Source organism: Clavibacter sp. CT19, from assembly GCF_027858075.1.
Lineage (GTDB): Bacteria > Actinomycetota > Actinomycetes > Actinomycetales > Microbacteriaceae > Clavibacter > Clavibacter tessellarius_A.
In genome coordinates this window covers 108,067-127,822 of record NZ_JAQHYR010000003.1, presented here as the reverse complement: position 1 = coordinate 127,822, position 19,756 = coordinate 108,067, and the positions used below count along the sequence as shown (strand labels likewise).

The following is a 19,756-nucleotide window of genomic DNA, read 5'->3' as shown; positions in this document are numbered from 1 at the left end:
ATCTCCTCGGGTCGCACGTGTCTCGCATGATCAGCCTGCGCGTGCGTGCCCCTGCGGGGCACCAACGGCGCATGGCGGATGCGTGAACTGCACGGACAGGTCTACGCGAGGGGTGCGGGGATGGCAACCCGGGGGCGGCGTGTCGGCCCGTCGCGGAGGGATCCGCCAGGCGATGCCAGGCCCCCGGACAGACGCGCGCGCCGCCGGCGAGTTCCGGCGGCGCGCGGATCGGTGCGGGGAGCGGGTCAGCCCACGTGCTCCGCGAGGAAGTCCGTGAGCGCGCGCCAGGAGCGGCGCTCGGCGCGGTCCTGGTACTGCGCGCCGTGCTCGGGCGAGTCGACGCCGGGCACGGAGAACGCGTGCATCGCGCCGCTGTAGGTGACGACCTGCCAGTCGATCGCGGGACGCGTGCGCATCTCGTCCTGGAACGCGGCCACCTTCTCGTCCGGGACCATCGGGTCGTCCGCGCCGGTGAGGACGAGGATCGCGGCCTTCACGTCCGCGACGTCGGCCGGCTCGTGCACCACGAGGCTGCCGTGCAGCGAGATGGCGGCCTTGATCTCGGCGCCCGCGCGGGCGACCTCGAGGGAGGCGCTGCCGCCGAAGCAGTAGCCCATGACGGCGATGCGCGACGGGTCGACGTCGGGCTCGGCGGCGAGCCGGTCGATGCCGGCCTGCACGCGGGCGCGCATGAGCGGCAGGTCGGCGTAGTAGGCGCCAGCCACGTCTGCCGCCTCCTCGGGGCCGGGCCGCACGTCGCGGCCGTACACGTCGGCGGCGAACGCGACGTAGCCGAGGCGCGCGAGCATCTGGATCCGCGCGGCCACGTGCCCGCCGACCCCGAACCAGTCGTGGATCACGAGCACGGCCGGGCGGCGGCCACCCTGCGACGCGTCGCGGGCGAGCAGGCCCTCGAGCTCGGTGCCGTCGTGCTCGTACAGCACGGGCCCCATCTGGATGTCGGCGCCCGCGGGCAGGGGCACGCGCTCGGTGAGCTCGGCGAGGGACGGCGACCAGACGGGGGTCGATGCGGGATCGGTCATGCTCAGGCCTCCACGGCGGTGCCGAAGCGGGCGGGCAGCGTGGCGCGGTGGATCCCGCGCAGCTCCTCGACCGACAGGGTGAACAGGCCCTGCAGCTCGAGGCCGGGCGCCTGCGCGTCCGTCACCCCGATGCGGAGCACGGGGTAGCCGCGCCCCTCGCAGAGGCCCTGGAACTTGACGTCGTCCTCGCGGGGGACCGTGACGAGCATCCGGCCGGTGGACTCGGAGAAGAGGGCGGTGGCCTGGTCGACGCCGTCGCGCTGGACGATGCCGTCGAGCCAGACGCGCGCGCCGACGCCGAAGCGCATCACGGACTCCGCGAGCGCCTGGCCGAGGCCGCCGTCCGAGAGGTCGTGCGCGCTCGCGACGAGCGACTGCGTGGCGCCGGCGGCGATGAGGGAGGCGAGCTCCTTCTCCGCGGTGAGGTCGACCACGGGCGGGACGCCGCCGAGGTGGTCGTGCACGGTGCCGGCCCAGGCGGATCCGTCGAGCTCCTCGCGCGTGACGCCGAGGAGGTAGATGTTGTCGCCCTCGTCCTGCCAGCCGGACGGGATGCGACGCGCGACGTCGTCGATCACGCCGAGCACGCCCACGACGGGCGTGGGGTGGATGGCCTGCGTGCCCGTCTGGTTGTAGAGGGAGACGTTGCCCCCCGTGACGGGGATCTCGAGCTCGAGGCAGCCGTCCGCGAGGCCCTCGACCGTGCGGCTGAACTGCCACATGACCTCGGGGTCCTCGGGGCTGCCGAAGTTGAGGCAGTCGCTCACGGCGACGGGCGTGGCGCCGGATGCGGCGACGTTGCGGTACGCCTCCGCGAGGGCGAGCTGCGCGCCGCGGTACGGGTCGAGCTGGCAGAAGCGCCCGTTCGCGTCGGTCGCGACCGAGAAGCCGAGGCCGCTCTGCTCGTCGACGCGGACCATGCCCGCGTCGTCGGGGAACGACAGGGCGGTGTTGCCCATGACGTAGCGGTCGTACTGGTCGGTGATCCACGACGCGTCGGCCAGGTTCGGGCTGCCGAGCAGCTGGAGGAACTGGTCGCGGATGTCGTCGGGCGCGGTGGGGCGCGCGAGGCGCGAGGCGGAGTCGGCCTGGAGGGCGTCGATCCACGTGGGGTAGGAGACGGGCCGGTCGTAGACGGGGCCGTCGACCGCGACCGTGCGCGGCTCGACGTCGACGATGCGCTCGCCGTGGTGGTCGATGACGAGGCGGCCGGTGTCGGTGACCTCGCCGAGCACGCTCGTCTCGACGTCCCACTTCGCGACGACCGCGAGGAAGCCGTCGAGCTTCTCCGGCTTCACGACCGCCATCATGCGCTCCTGGCTCTCTGACATGAGGATCTCCTCGGCGGTGAGCGACGGGTCGCGCAGCAGCACCTCCTCGAGCCGGATGTGCATGCCGCCGTCGCCGTTGGAGGCGAGCTCGCTCGTGGCGCAGGAGATGCCCGCGGCGCCGAGGTCCTGGATGCCCTCGACGAGATCCTCCCGGAACAGCTCGAGGCAGCACTCGATGAGCACCTTCTCCGCGAACGGGTCGCCCACCTGCACCGCGGGGCGCTTGGTCGGGCCGCCGTCGGCGAAGGTGTCGCTCGCGAGGATGGATGCGCCGCCGATGCCGTCGCCGCCCGTGCGGGCGCCGAACAGCACGACCTTGTTGCCCACGCCGCGCGCGTTGGCGAGGTGGAGGTCCTCGTGGCGGAGCACGCCCACCGCGAGCGCGTTGACGAGCGGGTTGCCCTGGTACACGCGGTCGAAGTAGGTCTCGCCGCCGATGTTCGGGAGGCCGAGGCAGTTGCCGTAGAAGCTGATGCCGGAGACCACGCCGTGCACGACGCGCGCGGTGTCCGGGTCGTCGATGTCGCCGAAGCGGAGCGCGTCCATCACGGCGACGGGGCGGGCGCCCATCGAGATGATGTCGCGGACGATGCCGCCGACGCCGGTGGCCGCGCCCTGGAACGGCTCGATGTAGGAGGGGTGGTTGTGGCTCTCGATCTTGAAGGTGACGGCCCAGCCCTCGCCCACGTCGACGACGCCGGCGTTCTCGCCCATGCCGACCATGAGGTCCTTCTTCATGGACTCGGACACCTTCTGCCCGAACTGGCGCAGGTACTTCTTCGAGGACTTGTAGGAGCAGTGCTCGCTCCACATGACCGAGTACATGGCGAGCTCGCCGCTCGTGGGGCGGCGGCCGAGGATCTCGCGGATCTTCAGGTACTCGCCCTCGGTGAGCCCGAGCGCCGCGTACGGCTGCTCCTTCTCGGGGGTGTTCTCAGCCATCTCGACGGTGTCGGCGACGTGGCGGCGGGCGCTGCGTCCCTCTCCCGCGGGGTCGGTGGGGACGGAGGCGGGATCGGGGTGGACGCTCACTGCGCGAGGACTCCTTCGAGGACGGACGTGAAGAGACGGAGGCCGTCGACACCGGAGCGCATGGCGGCCGGGGTGTCCGGTCCGAAGCCCTCCTCGACGGCGTGCTCGGGGTGGGGCATGAGGCCGACGACGTTGCCGCGGGCGTTGGTGATCCCGGCGATGTCGCGCAGGGATCCGTTCGGGTTGCCGCCGAGGTAGCGGAAGGCCACGAGGCCCTCGCCCTCGAGGCGGTCGAGCGTGTCGGCGTCGGCGATGAAGCCGCCCTCGCCGTTCTTGAGCGGGATGGTGATCTCCTCGCCCTCGGCGAAGGCGCTCGTCCACGCGGTGCCGGTGGCCTCGACGCGGAGGCGCTGGTCGCGGCAGACGAAGTTCCCGGCCTCGTTGCGGATCAACCCGCCGGGCAGCAGGTGCGCCTCGGTGAGCATCTGGAAGCCGTTGCAGATGCCGAGGACGGGGACGCCGCGCTCGGCCGCGTCCACCACCTCGCGCATGATCGGCGCGAACGCCGCGATGGCACCGGCGCGCATGTAGTCGCCGTAGCTGAATCCGCCGGGGAGCACGACCGCGTCGACGCCCTGGAGGTCGTGGTCGCCGTGCCAGAGCGCGACGGGCGTGGCGCCCGCGAGGCGGACGGCGCGCTGGGCGTCGCGGTCGTCGAGGGATCCCGGGAAGGTGATGACCCCGACGCGCATCAGCGCTGCTCCGCCGCGGCCGAGCCGTGGGGGAGCGGGTGCGCGGCGACGTCGGTGTCGGCCGTGCCGCCGTCGGCGACCGTGTGCTCGTCGGTGACGTTGCCGGTGGACATGTCCGCCTCGGCGGTGAGGCCGAACCCGTCGAGCCCGGCGACGTGGACGCTGATAACGTCCTCGATGACGGAGTTGGAGAGCATGTCGGCGGCGAGCGACTGGATGTCGGCGAGCAGCGCGTCGTCCACCTCGCCCTCGACGGTGAGCTCGAAGCGCTTGCCGATGCGGACGCCGGTGAAGCGGTCCTTGCCGAGGCGGGCGAGGGCGCCGGCCACGGCCTTCCCCTGGGGGTCGAGCAGCTCGGCCTTGGGCATCACTTCGACGACGATCGTGGGCACGATGGGACTCCGGATTCCTGGAGGCGGGTGGATGCGCTCAGCGTACCGGACGGCCGCGTCCCGCCGGGCTGGTCCGACGGGGCGGTCGCGGGCAGCGTCAGCCGATCGCCTCGGGCAGCAGCTCCACGCGGTAGGCGGCGTCGATGGTCTCGCCCGTGGCGGGGTCCTCGAGCTGCACGCGCCAGCGCGACGCGAACTGGTCGACGCCCGGGACCATCGCGACCGTGCCCGAGATGAGCACCGTGCCGGGCACCCGGAGGCCGCGCTCGGCGAGCACGTCGAGCCAGTGGTCGGGCGTGAGGAGCGCGGCGAGCGTGGCGTCTTGGATGAGCTCCTCGGCGCCCTCCTCGCCGACCCAGCCGCGCAGGCGGATCGCGTCGAGCCGGTCGCGCACGTCGGCGAGGCGCCACGCCTTCCGGCCGAGCACGTCGGGTCCGGCGTTCTTGCTCCACGCGACGCCGTGCACCTCGAGCGCGCGGTCGGTGTGGTCGCACGCGACCGTGAGGAGCACGTCGTCGTGGGTGATCACGAGCGCCCACTCGGCCTCGCCGGAGGTGCGGCCGTGCTGCGCGGGGACGGCGTCCGCCTGCGACGCGAGGTAGGGCGCCACCGGGTAGAGCGCGGGCGTGACCTCGGGGCCGGGGACGCCGAGCTCGGCGAGCTCCGCGATGTGCGCCTGCACCTCGGCCTGGTCGCGGCCCGCGTAGCCGGCGTTGAGGAGGCGCACGACCTCGACGCTCGTGGTGGATCCGTCGGGCAGCTGGAAGCGCAGGGTGGTCATCGGTCCTCCGGTGGTGTTTCGAGCGTGTGAAGAGATGCGGATCCGGTCGCCCCGGCCATGGTCATCGGCGTCCGGTATGCCTACTGTATACAGCACACCGACCGGACGCCCGGCGGGGTCCGCCAGCCGGATCCGCGGCGGCTCCCCACCCGGTCCCGCACCCGAGGAGACCCATGGCCGACGACCCCACCGCCGCTGCGGCGACCACCGCATCCGCCGCCTACGCGCCCGCATCCGGCGCGCCCCACGACACCCCGAGGCCGTCGCGCCGCGAGCTCGTGAAGGCCTTCACCGCGAGCCTCACCGGCACCTCGCTCGAGTGGTACGACTTCGCCGTCTACTCGGCAGCCAGCGCCGTCGTGTTCCCGATCGTGTTCTTCCCCGCCTCCGATCCGTACACGGCGATGATCCTCGCGTTCTCCACCTACGCGGTCGGCTACGTGTCGCGCCCCGTCGGCGGGTTCGTGTTCGGGCGGCTCGGCGACAAGATCGGCCGGAAGCCCGTCCTCGTGCTCACGCTGCTGCTCATCGGCATCGCGACGTTCCTCATCGGCGTGCTCCCGGGGTACGCGACCATCGGGCTCGCGGCGCCGATCATCCTCGTGCTCCTCCGCTTCGCGCAGGGCGTGGGCGTCGGCGGCGAGTGGGGCGGCGCGGTGCTGCTCTCCAGCGAGTTCGGGGATCCGCGGAGGCGCGGCTTCTGGTCGTCGGCCGCGCAGGTCGGCCCGCCCGCCGGCAACCTGCTCGCCAACGGCGCGCTCGCGCTGCTCACCGAGGACGACTTCCTCGACTGGGGCTGGCGCGTGGCCTTCCTCCTCTCCGCGCTGCTCGTGGCGTTCGGCCTCTGGATCCGCCTGAAGCTCGAGGACACCCCTGTGTTCAAGGCGCTGCAGGAGCGCGGCGACCGGCCGAGCGCGCCCATCTCGGAGATCTTCCGCACGCAAGCCCGCCCGCTCGTGGCCGCGATCCTCAGCCGCGTCGGGCCCGACGTGCTCTACGCGCTCTTCACCGTCTTCACGCTCACCTACGGCGTGAACTCGCTCGGCTTCGAGCGCAGCCAGGTGCTCGTGGCGGTGCTCGTCGGATCCGCCGTGCAGCTGTTCACGATCCCGTTCGCGGGGGCCGTGAGCGACCGGATCAACCGCCGGGCGCTCTACGCGACCGCGGCGGTGGGAGCGGCCGTGTGGGCGTACGTGTTCTTCGCGATCACGGACGGCTCGTCGACCTTCGTGCTCGGCGTGGGCATCGTCCTCGGCCTGTTCTTCCACTCCTTCATGTACGGGCCGCAGGCGGCGTACATCATCGAGCAGTTCTCGCCCCGGCTCCGCTACACGGTCGCCTCGCTCGCGTACACGATCGCCGGCGTGATCGGCGGGGCCATCGCGCCGCTGATGTTCACGATCATCTACGAGGAGACCGGCAGCTGGGTCGGCATCGCGCTGTACCTCACCGCCGCGGTCGTGCTCACGCTCGTGGGCCTCGCGATGGGCCGCGACTCCGACGTGGCCGAGGACGAGGAGTACGTGCGGACCGGCGCCGAGGGCGTGGCCGCGCCGCGCGTCTGACGCTCCCCGCACGCGGCGACGCCCGGATCCCGTCGGGGTCCGGGCGTCGCCGTGTGCGGTTCGGGCCGCCGCGTCAGGCGCGCAGCAGCACGTCGAGCGTGACGGCGAGGTGCCGGTCGATCGCGTCGCGGGCCGCCTCGGCGTCGCCCGCCGCGAGCGCGTCGACGATGCCGGCGTGCTCCTCGCAGACCCGGTCCTGCCGGTCCACCGCGCGGTAGAGCGCCTCGACGCCCACGAGGATCTGCCGGGCGCGGAGCTTCGCGTAGGTGCGGCTCATCAGCTCGCTGCCCGCGGCGTCGACGAGCAGCTGGTGGAAGCGCCGGTCGTGCTCGATGAACTCCCGGCCGCTCTCGCGCGGCGGGCTCTGGACCATGGCGCGCTGCTGCTCGAGCACCTCGCGCATGGCGTCGAGCGGGGTGCGGTCGTGCTCGACGGCGCTCGTCGCGGCGTGCCGCTCGAGCACGCTACGCAGCTCCATCAGCTCGGCGATCTCGCGGCCGGTGATGACGGGGATCCGGGCACCGCGCTTGGGGATCATCTCCACCAGGTCGTCGGCGGCGAGCAGCAGCAGGGCCTCGCGGACGGGCGTGCGCGAGACGCCGATGCGCTCCGCGAGCTCCTGCTCGTTGAGGAACGCGCCCTGCTGGTCGGGGTCGGTGAGGACGTGCGCGTGCAGGAACTCGTAGGCCCGCGCGCGGCCGGAGAGGGTGCTCGCCGAGGTGCCTGGATCGCCCGCGCGTTCTCGCATACGCTATGTATACATCACGAGGAGGACCATGAAGATCGCGCTCGCACAGATCATCAGCTCGCCGGATCCCGCGGACAACCTCGCACGGATCGAGCGGTTCGCGGAGGATGCGGCCCGGCAGGGCGCCGAGCTCATGGTGTTCCCCGAGGCGGCGCAGCGCGCGTTCGGCAACCCGCTGCCGGAGGTCGCGGAGCCGCTCGACGGGCCGTGGGCGTCCGGGGTGCGGGCGATCGCCGACCGGCTCGGGGTCGTGATCGTCGCGGGCATGTTCACGCCGGGCGCCGACGGCCGGGTGCGGAACACGCTCCTGGTCGCGCGGCCCACGGGAGCGCAGGCCGAGGGCGCCTCCTCGTACGACAAGATCCACCTCTTCGACGCCTTCGGGTTCCGCGAGTCCGACGCCGTCGACCCGGGCGATGCGGTCGCGGTGATCGAGGTCGGCGGCACCCGCGCGTCCCTCGCCACCTGCTACGACGTGCGCTTCCCGGCCCTCTTCCTCGCGGGCGCCGAACGCGGCGCCGCCGTCAGCATCGTGTGCGCGAGCTGGGGCGCCGGCCCCGGCAAGGCCGACCAGTGGGACCTGCTGCTCCGGGCTCGCGCGCTCGACTCCACGACCTTCGTGGTCGCGGTCGGCCAGGGCGATCCCGCGACGCTGCCGGCCGGATCCCGCGGCCATGACCCCGCGTCCGGCGCGCCCACGGGCATCGGCCGGAGCGCTGTCGTCTCCCCGCTCGGCGAGGTGCTGCACCGCCTCGGCGGCGAGGAGGAGCTGCTCGTCGTGGACGTGGATCCGTCGGCGGTCGAGGCCGCGCGCGGCACGCTGCCCGTGCTCGCGAACCGGCGGCGGGGGCTCGAGCGCGACGCCTGACTCCGCGTCTCCCGCCGGCGACACGACGCGGGCCCGGCCGCCTGGGCGACCGGGCCCGCGGGCATGCGAGCGGATCAGCGCCCGACGGGACCCATGTCCGCGTAGCGGTCGCCGACCGGGGTGGGCAGCGACGAGAGGCGCGCGAGCTGGTCGGCCGAGAGCGTCACGGCGTCGGCCGCCACGTTCTCGTCGAGGCGGCTGACGCGCTTGGTGCCGGGGATCACGGCGATGTCGTCGCCCTGCGCGAGGATCCACGCGAGCGCCACCTGGGCCGGCGTCGCGTCGAGCTCGCCCGCGACGTCCTTCACGGCGTCGACGATGCGCATGTTCTGCGCGAAGGCCTCCTCCGCGAAGCGCGGCGAGGAGGAGCGGTAGTCGGCCTCGGACAGGTCGGCGGCGCTCGAGATCGCGCCGGTGAGGAAGCCGCGGCCGAGCGGCGAGTACGCCACCAGGCCGATGCCGAGCTCGCGCAGCACCTCGAGCACCGGACCCTCGGGGTCGCGCGTCCAGATGGAGTACTCGCTCTGCAGCACGGCGATGGGGTGCACGGCATGCGCGCGCCGGATCGTGTCGGGCCCGGCCTCCGAGAGCCCCAGGTGCAGGACCTTGCCCTCGTCGACGAGCTCCTTCATCGCGCCGACGGTCTCCTCGATCGGCACGGCCGGGTCGACGCGGTGCTGGTACAGGACGTCGATGCGGTCGGTGCCGAGGCGCTGCAGCGAGGCCTCGACGGCGATGCGGATGCTCGTGGGCGAGCTGTCCATGCCGCGCTCGTAGTCCTCGGCGTCCTTGCCCGGCGCGTGCTTCAGCAGGCCGAACTTGGTGGCGATGACGATGTCGTCGCGGCGGCCGGCCAGCGCGGATCCGACCAGGCGCTCGTTCGTGAACGGCCCGTACGCCTCGGCCGTGTCGAACAGCGTGACGCCCTGGTCGACGGCGCGGTGGAGGGTGCGGATCGATTCCGCCTCGTCCTGCCCGTGGCCGTCGTAGAAGGCGCTCATGCCCATGCAGCCGAGGCCGATGCGGCCGACGTCGAGGCCCGTGCCGGTGTGGATGTGCTTCATGCGGTGCTCCGATCTCCCGCGGCCGGATGGGCCGCCCGTCGAGCCTAGGCACGTCCCGGGACGGCGACGCGCCGTCGTCCCGCTTCTTTTGAATGGCTCAAGGGAAGTGTGCTTGACTGCGGCGATGCCCACCGACCTCGCGCACCACCACGCGCCGCCCCTCGACGCCGACGCCCTGCGCGCCGCGCTCCGGGAGGCGGGTCTCCGGGTGACCCGGCCGCGCGTCGCCGTCCTCACGGCGGTCGACGCGCAGCCCCACTCGGACGCCGACGAGGTGCTCCGCGCGGTCAAGGGCGATCTCCCGAGCACGAGCATCCAGGCGGTCTACGGCGTGCTCGGCGCGCTCGCGGCCGCGGGTCTCGTGCGCCGCATCGAGCCCGCGGGATCGTCCGCGCGCTACGAGCGTCGTACGGGCGACAATCACCATCACCTCGTGTGCACGTCATGCCGGAAGATCGTCGACGTGGACTGCGCGGTGGGGGAGTCCCCCTGCCTCGCGCCGTCCGACTCGGCGGGGTTCCTCGTGGCGAGCGCCGAGGTCACCTACTGGGGCCTGTGCCCCGCCTGCCGGACCGCATCCGCGGATCCCGGTGCCACCGTCGCGACCTAGCGGTCGCCACCGGCCCGCCCCACGGCCGACTGCCCGAGCCAGCACCGCCCCGTTCCACCGCTGACAGGAGAAACACCATGACCGACCAGAAGTACACGACCACCGACTCCGGCGCCCCGGTCGCCAGCGACGAGCACTCGCTGTCCGTCGGCCCCGACGGCGCCATCCCCCTCCACGACCACTACCTCGTCGAGAAGCTCGCGCAGTTCAACCGGGAGCGCATCCCGGAGCGCGTCGTGCACGCCAAGGGCGGCGGCGCGTTCGGCATCTTCCGCACCACGGGCGACGTCAGCGCCTACACCCGCGCCTCCCTCTTCCAGCCCGGCGCCGAGGTCGAGATGCTCGCGCGCTTCTCCACCGTCGCCGGCGAGCAGGGCAGCCCCGACACGTGGCGCGACCCCCGCGGCTTCGCGCTGAAGTTCTACACGGACGAGGGCAACTACGACCTCGTCGGCAACAACACGCCCGTCTTCTTCATCCGCGACGGGATCAAGTTCCCCGACTTCATCCGCTCGCAGAAGCGCCTGCCGGGCTCGCACCTCCGCGACCACGACATGCAGTGGGACTTCTGGACGCTCTCGCCCGAGACCGCCCACCAGGTCACCTGGCTCATGGGCGATCGCGGCCTGCCGAGCTCGTGGCGCCACATGGACGGCTTCGGCTCCCACACCTACCAGTGGATCAACGCGGCCGGCGAGCGCTTCTGGGTGAAGTACCACTTCAAGACGCAGCAGGGCATCGAGATCCTGAAGCAGGAGCAGGCCGACCAGATCGCCGGCGAGGACGCCGACTTCCACATCCGCGACCTCACCGAGGCCATCGACCGCGGCGACTACCCGGAGTGGAAGCTCGAGGTGCAGATCATGCCCTACGAGGAGGCGAAGTCGTACCGGTTCAACCCGTTCGACCTCACGAAGGTCTGGTCGCAGAAGGACTACCCGCGCATCGAGGTCGGCACCATGACCCTGAACCGCAACCCGGAGAACTACTTCGCGCAGATCGAGCAGGCCGCGTTCGCGCCCTCGAACTTCGTGCCCGGGATCCAGACCAGCCCCGACAAGATGCTCCTCGCGCGCATCTTCAGCTACGCGGACGCGCACCGCTACCGCGTGGGCACGAACCACGCGCAGCTGCCGGTGAACGCGCCCAAGTCGCCCGTGCACAGCTACTCGAAGGACGGCCAGGGCCGCTACGCGTTCCAGGACGCCGGCACGCCCGTCTACGCGCCCAACTCGCTGGGCGGCGCGCACGCCGACCCGGCTCGCGCCGCCGAGAGCGCCGGCTGGGAGCAGGACGGCGAGCTCGTCCGCGCGGCCGCCACGCTGCACGCGGAGGACGACGACTTCGTCCAGGCCCGGATGCTCGTCAACGAGTCGATGGACGACGCCCAGCGCGAGCGCCTCGTCGGCAACATCGTCGGTCACGTGAGCAAGGTCACGAGGCCCGAGCTGCGCGCCCGCGTCATCCAGTACTGGACGAACGTGGACGCCTGGCTCGGTGCGGCCGTCGCCGCGGGCCTGCCGCCGCTCGCCGGATCCGCGCCCGTCGCGGAGGCCACGCCCGGCCCGACGCGCGACGCCGAGGAGGTCTCCGTCGCGGCCCACTGAGCCGCGGCGGTGATCCGCTGGTCGCGTGACACGACGCCCGTCCCCTCGACGAGGGGGCGGGCGTCGTCGCGTGCGCCGCCGGCCCGCACGCGACCGCACCGGGCCCGCCGGGCGCCCTGCTCCTGTGCGATGCGCCCCCGCCCGGGGGCGCGGCCGTGTCAGCGTCATGCCGCGCGGCGATCGACGCGCACCCCTCACACGAGAACAGGACGGAACCATGGCACTCGCCACCCGCTCCACCATCCTCGGCACGGCGGCCTGCGCCGCGCTGGCCGTCGGCATGCTCGCCGGCGGCGCCGGCGCCGCGACCGCCGCCACCGTCGTCCCCGGCACCGTCGGGTCCGGCGTCCTCCAGCAGTCGGTCGCGCGCGGCTCGACGGCCTCGACGTCGACCTACTGGACCCCCGCGCGCATGCAGGCGGCGAAGTCGAACGCCTTCGTCGATCCCGACCCGGCCGACGGTGACGGCCCCGGTGCCGCCCCGGACAGCGCGGTCGCGTCGCGCGCGGGCTCCGCGGTGACGGCGCCGACCGGGATCCCGGGCTTCGACGAGTCCCAGCCCGTCCCCGGATTCGCGCCGCAGGACCACCTCGGCGTGGTGTTCTTCCGCAGCGGCGGCGTCGACCAGCGCTGCACGGGCAACGTGGTGGCATCCGTGTCCGGCGACCTCGTCGCCACGGCGGGGCGGTGCGTCTCCGCGCTGGCCGGGCAGTTCGTCTCCCAGCTCGCGTTCGTGCCGCAGTACGACGGCACCGCGCCCCACGGCGTCTGGGGCGCGGTGGCCGTGTCGGCTCCGGCCCGGTGGGTCACCGGCCGCGAGGTCGCCTTCGACTCCGCGTTCTTCCAGGTGAAGGCACCGGCGGGAGCCGCCGCCGGCGCCACGCTCTCGTCGACCGTCGGCGCATCCGGCGTGTCCTTCACGGGGGCGAAGGACGACGACGACTTCCGCTCGACCGGCTACCCGCTCGACGGCGGCCACGACGGCACGAAGGCCGTCTCCGTGGAGAGCGGCGCCGAGCCGAACCCGTGGATGAACCGGGACGACGCCATCGAGGGGCTGCAGATCGAGTCCCGCGCCGGCATCAGCGGATCCCCGTGGGTCTCGACGGACGACGCGCCGGTGCGCGACGTGCAGCGCGGCATGACCTCGTTCGCCTACCAGCACTTCACGCACTCGGCCTTCGGCCCGCAGTGGAAGGCCGATCTCCACGCGACGTACCTCGCCGCGGCCGCCGCGTCCTGACCCACCGGGCGGATCGCTGACCCGCGGATCGCTGACCCGCGGATCGCCGCACACGACGCCCGTCCCCGCTCGGCAGGGGACGGGCGTCGTCGTGCTCCGGCGGGACCTGCGCAGCGGCTCCGAGCCTCGTCGCGGGGGTGCCGGCCATGGCACCGTGGGCGCATCGACGCCGAACCCCCGGAACCGGAAGGACACCGCATGCGCAGCACCCGCCCCATCCCCGGCGACCCGTGGCCGCACGACATGGTGCTCCGGATCGACGAGCCCCGCGAGCTCACGTCCCTCCTGTTCGTGCGGGAGGCGTGGCGGCTGGCGATCGACGACGTGCCGGCGCTCGACGGCGTGCCCGATGTCGGGGCCTCGGCGCGTCCGGCCGGGCTGGGCGACGCCGAGGCGGTGGAGCGCTGGCGCAGCGAGTGGGCCAGGGCCTGGCCGCGTCTCGCGGCGCTCCGTGAGGCGATGCACGCTCCGCAGGAGGAGAGGATGCGCCTGCTCCGCGGGATCGCCCCCGACGTGCAGGCCGCCGGGCGCCTCTCCCTCGGGGAGGGCATCGACCGGGACGCGTTCGAGGCGTGGCACGCGACCCTGCACGACGACCACCGGCTGCCGCTCGCCGAGCACCCGGAGCGGATCTGCGTCGAGGCCCTCGCCGACGCCTGGCGCACCGGGCTCGCGAGCATCGTGCAGCTGCCCTACGCCGGGTACCACGCCGAGCGCATCGACCCGGCGACGCTCGTCGTGTCGCGGACGACGCGGCACGATCCCGCGATGTACCGGCGAGCGCTCGCGACGCCGGTGTCGCGCACCGAGGGCTGACGGCCCGTCACTCCACCGCGAGCGCGGCGACCGGGGAGATGCGCGTCACCCGGCGCGCGGCGCCGAGGGAGGCGACGACGGTGAGCAGCGTCGCGGCGACCGTCACCGCGGCGATCAGCCACAGCGGCACCACGGGCTCGATGAACCCGCCCGTGCTCGGCAGCGAGGCCAGCAGCGACTGCGCGCCCGCCCAGCCGTAGACGGTGCCGAGCGCGAGCCCCACGAGCACCGCCGTCACGGTGAGCTGCGCGCTCTCGACCGTGATCATGCGCCGCAGCTGCCGCGTGGTGAAGCCGAGCGCGCGGAGCAGGCCCAGCTCGCGGGTGCGCTGGAGCACGCTGAGGGCGAGGGTGCTCATCATGCCGATGGCCGCGATCAGGGCGCTGAACCCCGTGAGCACGGAGAAGACGACGACCATGGCGACGAGCGTCGGGGCGACGGCCTGCATGCTCTCCGGATCGTGCGCGTAGTGGCGGGCGATGGCGTGCTCCACGCTCGCGGAGGCGACGGCGAACATGGTGACGAGGGCGACCCCGATGACGAGCCCGGTGGTGGTGCGCGTGCTCCGCTCGGGGTAGCGGACGGCGTTCTCGGCGGCGAGGCGACCGCTGGGGCCTCGGCCGAGCACCCGGCCGACGAGGCGCAGGGCCGTCGGCATGACGACCGGGGCGCCGAGCACGAAGCCCGAGAACGAGAGCAGGCCTCCCGCGGCGGACGGCAGGATCCCGATCGGATCCTCGAGGCCCTTCACGATGCCGAGCGCGAGCAGCCCGATCCCGAGCACCAGGAGGACGACCGCCACGGCGTCCCGGCCCCGGTGGCGCCGCGCCTCCTCGTGCCGCATCTCCTGCGCGCCGCCGACGGCCTGCATGGGCGAGACGTCCAGCACGCGCCGGGACCCGATCCACGACGCGAGCCAGGTGGTGAGCAGCACGGCGACCACCGGCAGCGCGACGGCGGGCTGGACGAGCGCGTACGGCAGGTCGGGGACGAGACGCAGCGACGTCGCGACCGCCAGGAGCGCGGCGGTGGCCGCGATGCCGACTCCGACGCCGAGGACGCTGCCCACCGCGCCCACGGCCAGGCCCTCGCGGGCGACGGCGCGCCGCTGGCTGGACGCGCTCGCGCCGATCAGTCGGAGGAGCGCGATGGTGCGCGTGCGCCCGGCGATGATCGTGGCGAAGGCGTTGGCCGTGACCACCGCGCCGACGAAGGTGGCGATGGCGATGAACACGACGCCCACGGCGGTGAGCATCGCGATGACGATGTCCTTGCCGCCCGTGTAGCCGTTCGCCGAGATCATCGTGGAGAGGTCGCCGACCACGAGCAGCAGCGTGGTGCCGAACGCCGACGACAGCGTGGCGACGAGCACGCTCGGACCGTGCCCCCGCAGCGCGGAGACCTTCACGCGACGCCCTCCATCCCCAGCATGTACCCACTGATGTCGGCCGCGCTCGACCGGCCGCGCTCCTCCACCACGCGGCCGTCGGCCACGAAGACGACGCGGTCGGCGTAGCTCGCGGCGACCGGATCGTGCGTCACCATCGCGATGCTCTGGCCGTGCTCGGAGCTGGCCGCGGCCAGCAGGGTCAGGACCTCGCGCCCGGTCCGCGAGTCGAGGTTGCCCGTCGGCTCGTCGGCGAACACGAGGTCGGGCCGCGTGCCCAGCGCGCGCACGATCGCGACGCGCTGCTGCTGGCCGCCGGACAGCTCGTGCGGGCGGTGGCGGAGGCGGGGCGCGAGGCCGAGCGACCCGATCAACCCGTCGATCCACCGGCGCTCGTCGGCGTCGGGTCGGCGGCCGTCGAGCTCGAACGGGAGCAGGATGTTGCCCTCGACGTCGAGCGTGGGCACGAGGTTGAAGGACTGGAACACGAAGCCGACGCGGCGGCGCCGGAGCAGGGTGAGGGCCGTGTCGTCGAGGGCGGAGACGTCGGTGTCGCCGATCCAGACGCGGCCGGACGTGGGGGTGTCGAGGCCGGCGAGGATGTGCATCAGGGTGGACTTGCCGGATCCGCTCGGGCCCATGATCGCCGTGAACTCGCCGCGGCGGATCTCGAGGGTCACGTCGTCGAGGGCGGTGACCGCGGTGCTCCCGCTCCCGTACGACTTGCACAGGCGCTCGGCGCGCGCGACGACACCGGAGGACTCGGGGGATGTCTGCATGCTCCGACAGTAGAGAGGAGCCGGGGGCGGCGCGTCGGTCTCTCGGACCATCCCGGGCGGGCTCCGGGCCGGTTCCGGGTCGGGTCCCGCCCTACGCGGTGCGGCGGACCGGGCCCGCGGGCGCGCTCACCCCAGCGGCAGCTCCATCTCCAGGTCGCGCTGCGAGCGGTCGAGCGCGTACGGGACGCTGCGGCCCGTGAGCGCGAAGCCGCGGCGCGCGTAGTAGGCGCGGGCGCGCGGGTTGTCCTCGTGGACCTCGAGCCGCACGGCGCGGACGTTCGGCCGGTCGCGCGCCCACGCGATCACGGCGTCGAGGAGCATGTCGGTGACGCCCGCCGCGCGGCCGCGGGCGTCGGGGGTGATGTAGACGCTCACGAGCATCACGCGCGTGGGATCCGCGGCCACGAACGCGTTCATCGCGCCGAGCCAGCGGCCGGTCGCGCGCTCCACGGCGACGTAGGCGGTGCTGCCCGGCTGCTCCGCGCGCGCGGTGCGGGCGCGCCAGTCCGACTCCGGCTGGGCGCGCGCGTGCTCGAGCGTCTCGAGGTAGGCGGGCGGGGTGTCCTCCAACATCTCGAGGCGGAGGGCGCGGTAGTCGCGCCAGTCCTCGGCGCGGAGGCGGTGGATCACGGCGTCCATCGGGATCACACCAGCTGCCCGTTCACGTGGAGGTCGCCCGCGGGGAGGGCGTCGGCGGGGGAGGTGACGGGCAGCGCCATCCAGCCGTGGTCCTGGTGCACGACGCCCGCGGCGCCGAGGAGCGTGAAGCCGTTGTAGTGGCCCCTGCGGCCGTCGAGCGGGAGCCAGCCGTGGCGCGCGTAGTAGCCCGTGGTCTCGGCGCCCGTCTCGAGGAGGCCGAACGGGACGGCGAGGCGCGCGAGGGCGCCGCGGATCCCGTCGGCGAGCAGCGTGCCGAGGCCCTCGCCCTGCCGCTCCGGGCGCACGGCGACCATGCCGGTGGATCCCATGAGCAGGTCGTCCGCCGGGTCGCCCCGGCCGTCGCCCACCTCCACGAACACGCGACGGATCCCCGCGTGCGCCACGAGCGCGTCGCCGTCGTGCACGAGGATCCGCAGCTCGGGCTGCGCGCCCGCCCAGCTGCGCGCGCCCGCGTAGCCCGCCGCGAAGTCGGGGAAGGCGAGCGCGAGGAGCGCCGCGATCCGCTCGTGCTCGGCGACGTCGAGCGCGCCCTCGCGGACGACGGAGAGGCGGGGTCCCATGGGTCGAGGGTATCGGCCGGCCGCGCCGGTGTCCGGGCCCGGCCGCAGCCCGGACGCGCGCGCCGCCCGCCCGTAGGGTGGAGCGCATGACCACCCCGCAGTCCGTCTGGCAGGACAAGCTCGGCCGCCTCTCCATCCGCTGCGTGCAGATCCTGGCGGTCCTCGTGGTCGCCATCGCGATCGTGTACGCCGCCATCTCGCTCAAGCTCGTCGTGATCCCGGTGATCATCGCGCTGATCCTCGCGTGCGCCGTGCGCCCGATGGTGCTGTGGATGGAGCGCCGCGGCGTCCCGGACGCGCTCGCCGCCGCCATCGCGCTCCTCACCGGCCTCGTGCTCTTCGGCGGCGCGATCACGCTCGTCGTCTTCGGCGTGCAGAGCCAGTGGCCGACGCTCGTGAAGGCCACCAGCGAGGGCGTCGACCAGTTGCAGGCGTTCATCCAGGAGGGCGGGCTGCCCATCGACTCGGCGCAGATCGACTCGCTCCGCACGTCCGCGGTCGACTTCCTCACCAGCAGCCAGTTCGGATCCGGCGCCATCGCGGGCGTCTCCGCCGCGGCCGAGGTCGTGACGGGCGCGGTGCTCGGGCTCGTGGTGTTCTTCTTCTTCGTCAAGGACGGGCCGCAGATCTGGGCGTTCCTCATCCGCCCGTTCCGCGGTCGTGGCCGGAAGCGCGCCGTGCGCGTCGGCCACGAGGGCTCCAAGGTGCTCGGCGGCTACATCCGCGGCACGGCGACGGTCGCGCTCGTCGACACGGTGTTCATCGGCGCCGGCCTCTTCATCCTCGGGGTGCCGCTGGCGCTGCCGCTCTCGCTCGTGGTGTTCATCGGCGCGTTCGTGCCGATCGTCGGCGCGACCGTCGCGGGGATCCTGGCGGCGCTCGTCGCGCTCGTCACCAACGACCTCAACACGGCCATCGTGGTCGTGATCATCGTCGTCGCCGTGAACCAGCTCGAGGGCAACCTGCTGCAGCCGGTCGTGCTCGGCAACGCGCTCAAGCTGCACGGGCTCGTCGTGCTGTTGGCGCTCACCGCCGGCACGATCCTCGGCGGCATCATCGGCGCGATCCTCTCGGTGCCGCTCACCGCCGTCGCCTGGACCGCCTGGAAGATCGTGATGGAGCCCGACGAGGAGGAGCCGGCCGACGCGAGCCCACGGCAGGCGGAGGCGCCACCGGGGAAGCGCGGCGTGCGCGGCCTCACCTCGCTGCTCACCGGCCGCTCCTCGGCTCCCGTGACCACGACGCACGCCGACCGATGAGCGCCAGCGGCGCCGCGTCCCGCCTCCAGCGCGAGCCCGGGTTCGCCGTCGCCGCGCGTCTCGGGCACGCGGTCAACGGCCTGCTGCACCTCCTCATCGGCGTCATCGCGTTCCGCCTCGCCACGGGCACCGGTGGCGGCGGGGCCGACCAGTCCGGCGCGCTCGGCTCCATCGCCCAGACGCCGGGCGGCCGCATCCTCGTCTGGGTCATCGTGGTCGGCCTCGTCGGCCTCGGCCTCTGGCAGCTCGTGGAGACCGTGCTCGCGCGCGGCGACGACGCGAAGGGCACCTGGGCCGCGCGCGCCAAGGAGCTCGGCAAGGCCGTGGCGTACCTCGTGATCGCGTCGACGGCCCTGCGCTTCGCGACCGGCGGATCCAGCGACTCGACCGCGCAGACGCAGTCGCTGAGCGCCCGCGTCCTCGCGGCGCCCGGTGGCGTCGTGATGCTCGTGCTCGTCGGCCTCGGCGTCATCGCGGTGGGCGTCTACTTCGCCCACAAGGGCGGGACGAAGCGCTTCCGCGAGGACATCTCCGTGCCCGCGGGCTCGCTCGGCCGGGGCATCACCGCGCTCGGCGTCGCCGGCTACATCGCCAAGGGCGTGGCGCTCGTCGCGGTCGGCGTGCTGTTCGTCGTCGGCGCCGTGACAGCCGACCCGCGCCGCGCCACGGGCCTCGACGGCGCGCTCCAGTCGCTCGCCGAGCTCCCCGCCGGCGTCGCCGTCCTCGCGATCACGGGCCTCGGCCTCATCGCGTACGGCCTGTACTGCGGCGCCCGCGCGCGCTACGCGGACCTGTGACCGGGCGTCCGGTCGTCGCCCTCGACGGCGTGCGGCCGGACGAGGTGCACGTCGTGCGGGTGTTCGCGGACGCGCACGGGCAGCACGGCAACGAGCTCGGGATCGTGCTCGCGTCGGCGCGCACGGACGGTCGCGAGGCGGGGATCGCGCGCGAGCTGCCGTTCGCCGGGCACCCGACGGTCGGCGCCGCGTGGTGGCTGGCGTCGTGCGGGGTGGCCGTCGCGGACGCGACCGTGGACCACCTCTACGCCTGGGCGTGGATCGACGAGGCCGCGGGCGCGATCCGCTCGCGCACGGGCGCTCCCGCGCTGGGCATCGCCGAGGACGAGGCGACGGGATCCGCCGCGCTCCGCATCACCGCGCACCTCGGTCGCGACCTGCGGATCACGCAGGGCCGCGGCAGCGAGCTGGTGACGCGGCTGCTCGCCGACGGCCGGGCCGAGGTCGGCGGGCGGACGGTCGCGGACCGCGTGGTCCCGCTGCCCTGATCCGCGCGCCCGACGCCCTGACGCGCTGCCGCGC

Annotated in this window: 19 protein-coding genes and 1 pseudogene; 9 read left to right on the top strand and 11 right to left on the bottom strand. The window is 73.7% G+C overall.

Features of this window, described 5'->3' with window-relative positions:
- Window positions 1-245: 245 nt before the first annotated feature.
- The 5 genes and pseudogenes from PED38_RS04665 to PED38_RS04645 form a co-directional block, all read right to left on the bottom strand.
- The gene (locus PED38_RS04665) at window positions 246-1,043 is read right to left on the bottom strand and encodes a dienelactone hydrolase family protein (protein WP_270980037.1); all 798 of its coding nucleotides are present in this window, start codon (window positions 1,041-1,043) and stop codon (window positions 246-248) included.
- Between the two features lie 2 nt (window positions 1,044-1,045).
- A complete protein-coding gene (purL, locus tag PED38_RS04660; protein WP_270980036.1) occupies window positions 1,046-3,406 on the bottom strand; it encodes a phosphoribosylformylglycinamidine synthase subunit PurL in 2,361 nt (786 codons plus the stop codon).
- The gene (purQ, locus tag PED38_RS04655; RefSeq protein WP_204568292.1) at window positions 3,403-4,098 is read right to left on the bottom strand and encodes a phosphoribosylformylglycinamidine synthase subunit PurQ; all 696 of its coding nucleotides are present in this window, start codon (window positions 4,096-4,098) and stop codon (window positions 3,403-3,405) included. Before purQ ends, purL begins: the two co-directional genes overlap by 4 nt.
- Before the next feature lie 152 nt (window positions 4,099-4,250).
- Window positions 4,251-4,490 (bottom strand): annotated as a pseudogene (gene purS, locus PED38_RS15870) (phosphoribosylformylglycinamidine synthase subunit PurS); the annotation flags it as partial.
- Between the two features lie 97 nt (window positions 4,491-4,587).
- Window positions 4,588-5,271 carry a DUF2848 domain-containing protein gene (locus tag PED38_RS04645; RefSeq protein ID WP_063070156.1) on the bottom strand — a complete coding sequence of 228 codons (684 nt, stop codon included), beginning with the start codon at window positions 5,269-5,271 and terminating at the stop codon, window positions 4,588-4,590.
- A gap of 173 nt (window positions 5,272-5,444) precedes the next feature.
- Here PED38_RS04645 and PED38_RS04640 point away from each other — a divergent pair, with 173 nt between their 5' ends.
- Window positions 5,445-6,836, top strand: a complete 1,392-nt coding sequence (locus PED38_RS04640) for an MFS transporter (RefSeq protein ID WP_270980032.1) — start codon at window positions 5,445-5,447, stop codon at window positions 6,834-6,836.
- 73 nt (window positions 6,837-6,909) lie between these two features.
- On the opposite strand, the gene PED38_RS04635 is transcribed toward PED38_RS04640, so the two are convergent.
- Complete coding sequence (locus PED38_RS04635; protein ID WP_270980031.1) at window positions 6,910-7,584, bottom strand: GntR family transcriptional regulator; 675 nt, start codon at window positions 7,582-7,584, stop codon at window positions 6,910-6,912.
- Window positions 7,585-7,612: 28 nt separating this feature from the next.
- Here PED38_RS04635 and PED38_RS04630 point away from each other — a divergent pair, with 28 nt between their 5' ends.
- The gene (locus PED38_RS04630) at window positions 7,613-8,452 is read left to right on the top strand and encodes a carbon-nitrogen hydrolase family protein (RefSeq protein ID WP_270980030.1); all 840 of its coding nucleotides are present in this window, start codon (window positions 7,613-7,615) and stop codon (window positions 8,450-8,452) included.
- A gap of 74 nt (window positions 8,453-8,526) precedes the next feature.
- On the opposite strand, the gene PED38_RS04625 is transcribed toward PED38_RS04630, so the two are convergent.
- A complete protein-coding gene (locus tag PED38_RS04625; protein WP_063070160.1) occupies window positions 8,527-9,516 on the bottom strand; it encodes an aldo/keto reductase in 990 nt (329 codons plus the stop codon).
- Between the two features lie 124 nt (window positions 9,517-9,640).
- Between PED38_RS04625 and PED38_RS04620 the strand changes: the two genes are divergently transcribed.
- From PED38_RS04620 to PED38_RS04605, 4 genes are all read left to right on the top strand, one after another.
- Entirely contained in the window at window positions 9,641-10,126 is a 486-nt protein-coding gene (locus PED38_RS04620) for a Fur family transcriptional regulator (protein ID WP_270980027.1), read from the top strand.
- Between the two features lie 77 nt (window positions 10,127-10,203).
- A complete protein-coding gene (locus tag PED38_RS04615; protein ID WP_063070162.1) occupies window positions 10,204-11,733 on the top strand; it encodes a catalase in 1,530 nt (509 codons plus the stop codon).
- 217 nt (window positions 11,734-11,950) lie between these two features.
- Window positions 11,951-12,976 (top strand): hypothetical protein, encoded by a 1,026-nt coding sequence (locus PED38_RS04610; RefSeq protein ID WP_270980025.1) that lies wholly within the window; start codon window positions 11,951-11,953, stop codon window positions 12,974-12,976.
- A 198-nt stretch (window positions 12,977-13,174) separates the two neighbouring features.
- A complete protein-coding gene (locus tag PED38_RS04605; protein WP_270980024.1) occupies window positions 13,175-13,792 on the top strand; it encodes a hypothetical protein in 618 nt (205 codons plus the stop codon).
- 7 nt (window positions 13,793-13,799) lie between these two features.
- Here PED38_RS04605 and PED38_RS04600 read toward each other — a convergent pair whose 3' ends face one another.
- The 4 genes from PED38_RS04600 to PED38_RS04585 form a co-directional block, all read right to left on the bottom strand.
- On the bottom strand, window positions 13,800-15,200 hold the full coding sequence (locus PED38_RS04600; protein WP_063070164.1) for an ABC transporter permease: 1,401 nt from the start codon (window positions 15,198-15,200) through the stop codon (window positions 13,800-13,802).
- The gene (locus PED38_RS04595) at window positions 15,197-15,958 is read right to left on the bottom strand and encodes an ABC transporter ATP-binding protein (protein WP_063070165.1); all 762 of its coding nucleotides are present in this window, start codon (window positions 15,956-15,958) and stop codon (window positions 15,197-15,199) included. Before PED38_RS04595 ends, PED38_RS04600 begins: the two co-directional genes overlap by 4 nt.
- A gap of 126 nt (window positions 15,959-16,084) precedes the next feature.
- Window positions 16,085-16,588 carry a GNAT family N-acetyltransferase gene (locus PED38_RS04590; protein WP_270980307.1) on the bottom strand — a complete coding sequence of 168 codons (504 nt, stop codon included), beginning with the start codon at window positions 16,586-16,588 and terminating at the stop codon, window positions 16,085-16,087.
- A 14-nt stretch (window positions 16,589-16,602) separates the two neighbouring features.
- Window positions 16,603-17,178, bottom strand: a complete 576-nt coding sequence (locus PED38_RS04585; RefSeq protein ID WP_270980020.1) for a GNAT family N-acetyltransferase — start codon at window positions 17,176-17,178, stop codon at window positions 16,603-16,605.
- 86 nt (window positions 17,179-17,264) lie between these two features.
- Between PED38_RS04585 and PED38_RS04580 the strand changes: the two genes are divergently transcribed.
- The 3 genes from PED38_RS04580 to PED38_RS04570 are packed head-to-tail and all read left to right on the top strand — an operon-like array spanning window position 17,265 to window position 19,722.
- Window positions 17,265-18,437: an AI-2E family transporter gene (locus tag PED38_RS04580; RefSeq protein WP_270980018.1), complete on the top strand. Its 1,173-nt coding sequence runs from the start codon at window positions 17,265-17,267 to the stop codon at window positions 18,435-18,437.
- On the top strand, window positions 18,434-19,234 hold the full coding sequence (locus tag PED38_RS04575) for a DUF1206 domain-containing protein (protein ID WP_270980016.1): 801 nt from the start codon (window positions 18,434-18,436) through the stop codon (window positions 19,232-19,234). The genes PED38_RS04580 and PED38_RS04575 overlap by 4 nt, the downstream gene beginning before the upstream one ends.
- The gene (locus PED38_RS04570; protein WP_270980014.1) at window positions 19,231-19,722 is read left to right on the top strand and encodes a PhzF family phenazine biosynthesis protein; all 492 of its coding nucleotides are present in this window, start codon (window positions 19,231-19,233) and stop codon (window positions 19,720-19,722) included. The genes PED38_RS04575 and PED38_RS04570 overlap by 4 nt, the downstream gene beginning before the upstream one ends.
- Window positions 19,723-19,756: the final 34 nt, after the last annotated feature.

Excerpts from the sequence above, each read along its gene's own strand:
- PED38_RS04665 (WP_270980037.1), bottom strand. The coding sequence starts at position 1,043 with ATGACCGATCCCGCATCGACCCCCGTCTGGTCGCCGTCCCTCGCCGAG.
- purQ (WP_204568292.1), bottom strand. The coding sequence starts at position 4,098 with ATGCGCGTCGGGGTCATCACCTTCCCGGGATCCCTCGACGACCGCGAC.
- PED38_RS04645 (WP_063070156.1), bottom strand. The coding sequence starts at position 5,271 with ATGACCACCCTGCGCTTCCAGCTGCCCGACGGATCCACCACGAGCGTC.
- PED38_RS04640 (WP_270980032.1), top strand. The coding sequence starts at position 5,445 with ATGGCCGACGACCCCACCGCCGCTGCGGCGACCACCGCATCCGCCGCC.
- PED38_RS04635 (WP_270980031.1), bottom strand. The coding sequence starts at position 7,584 with ATGCGAGAACGCGCGGGCGATCCAGGCACCTCGGCGAGCACCCTCTCC.
- PED38_RS04630 (WP_270980030.1), top strand. The coding sequence starts at position 7,613 with ATGAAGATCGCGCTCGCACAGATCATCAGCTCGCCGGATCCCGCGGAC.
- PED38_RS04625 (WP_063070160.1), bottom strand. The coding sequence starts at position 9,516 with ATGAAGCACATCCACACCGGCACGGGCCTCGACGTCGGCCGCATCGGC.
- PED38_RS04620 (WP_270980027.1), top strand. The coding sequence starts at position 9,641 with ATGCCCACCGACCTCGCGCACCACCACGCGCCGCCCCTCGACGCCGAC.
- PED38_RS04615 (WP_063070162.1), top strand. The coding sequence starts at position 10,204 with ATGACCGACCAGAAGTACACGACCACCGACTCCGGCGCCCCGGTCGCC.
- PED38_RS04610 (WP_270980025.1), top strand. The coding sequence starts at position 11,951 with ATGGCACTCGCCACCCGCTCCACCATCCTCGGCACGGCGGCCTGCGCC.
- PED38_RS04605 (WP_270980024.1), top strand. The coding sequence starts at position 13,175 with ATGCGCAGCACCCGCCCCATCCCCGGCGACCCGTGGCCGCACGACATG.
- PED38_RS04595 (WP_063070165.1), bottom strand. The coding sequence starts at position 15,958 with ATGCAGACATCCCCCGAGTCCTCCGGTGTCGTCGCGCGCGCCGAGCGC.
- PED38_RS04585 (WP_270980020.1), bottom strand. The coding sequence starts at position 17,178 with ATGGGACCCCGCCTCTCCGTCGTCCGCGAGGGCGCGCTCGACGTCGCC.
- PED38_RS04580 (WP_270980018.1), top strand. The coding sequence starts at position 17,265 with ATGACCACCCCGCAGTCCGTCTGGCAGGACAAGCTCGGCCGCCTCTCC.
- PED38_RS04575 (WP_270980016.1), top strand. The coding sequence starts at position 18,434 with ATGAGCGCCAGCGGCGCCGCGTCCCGCCTCCAGCGCGAGCCCGGGTTC.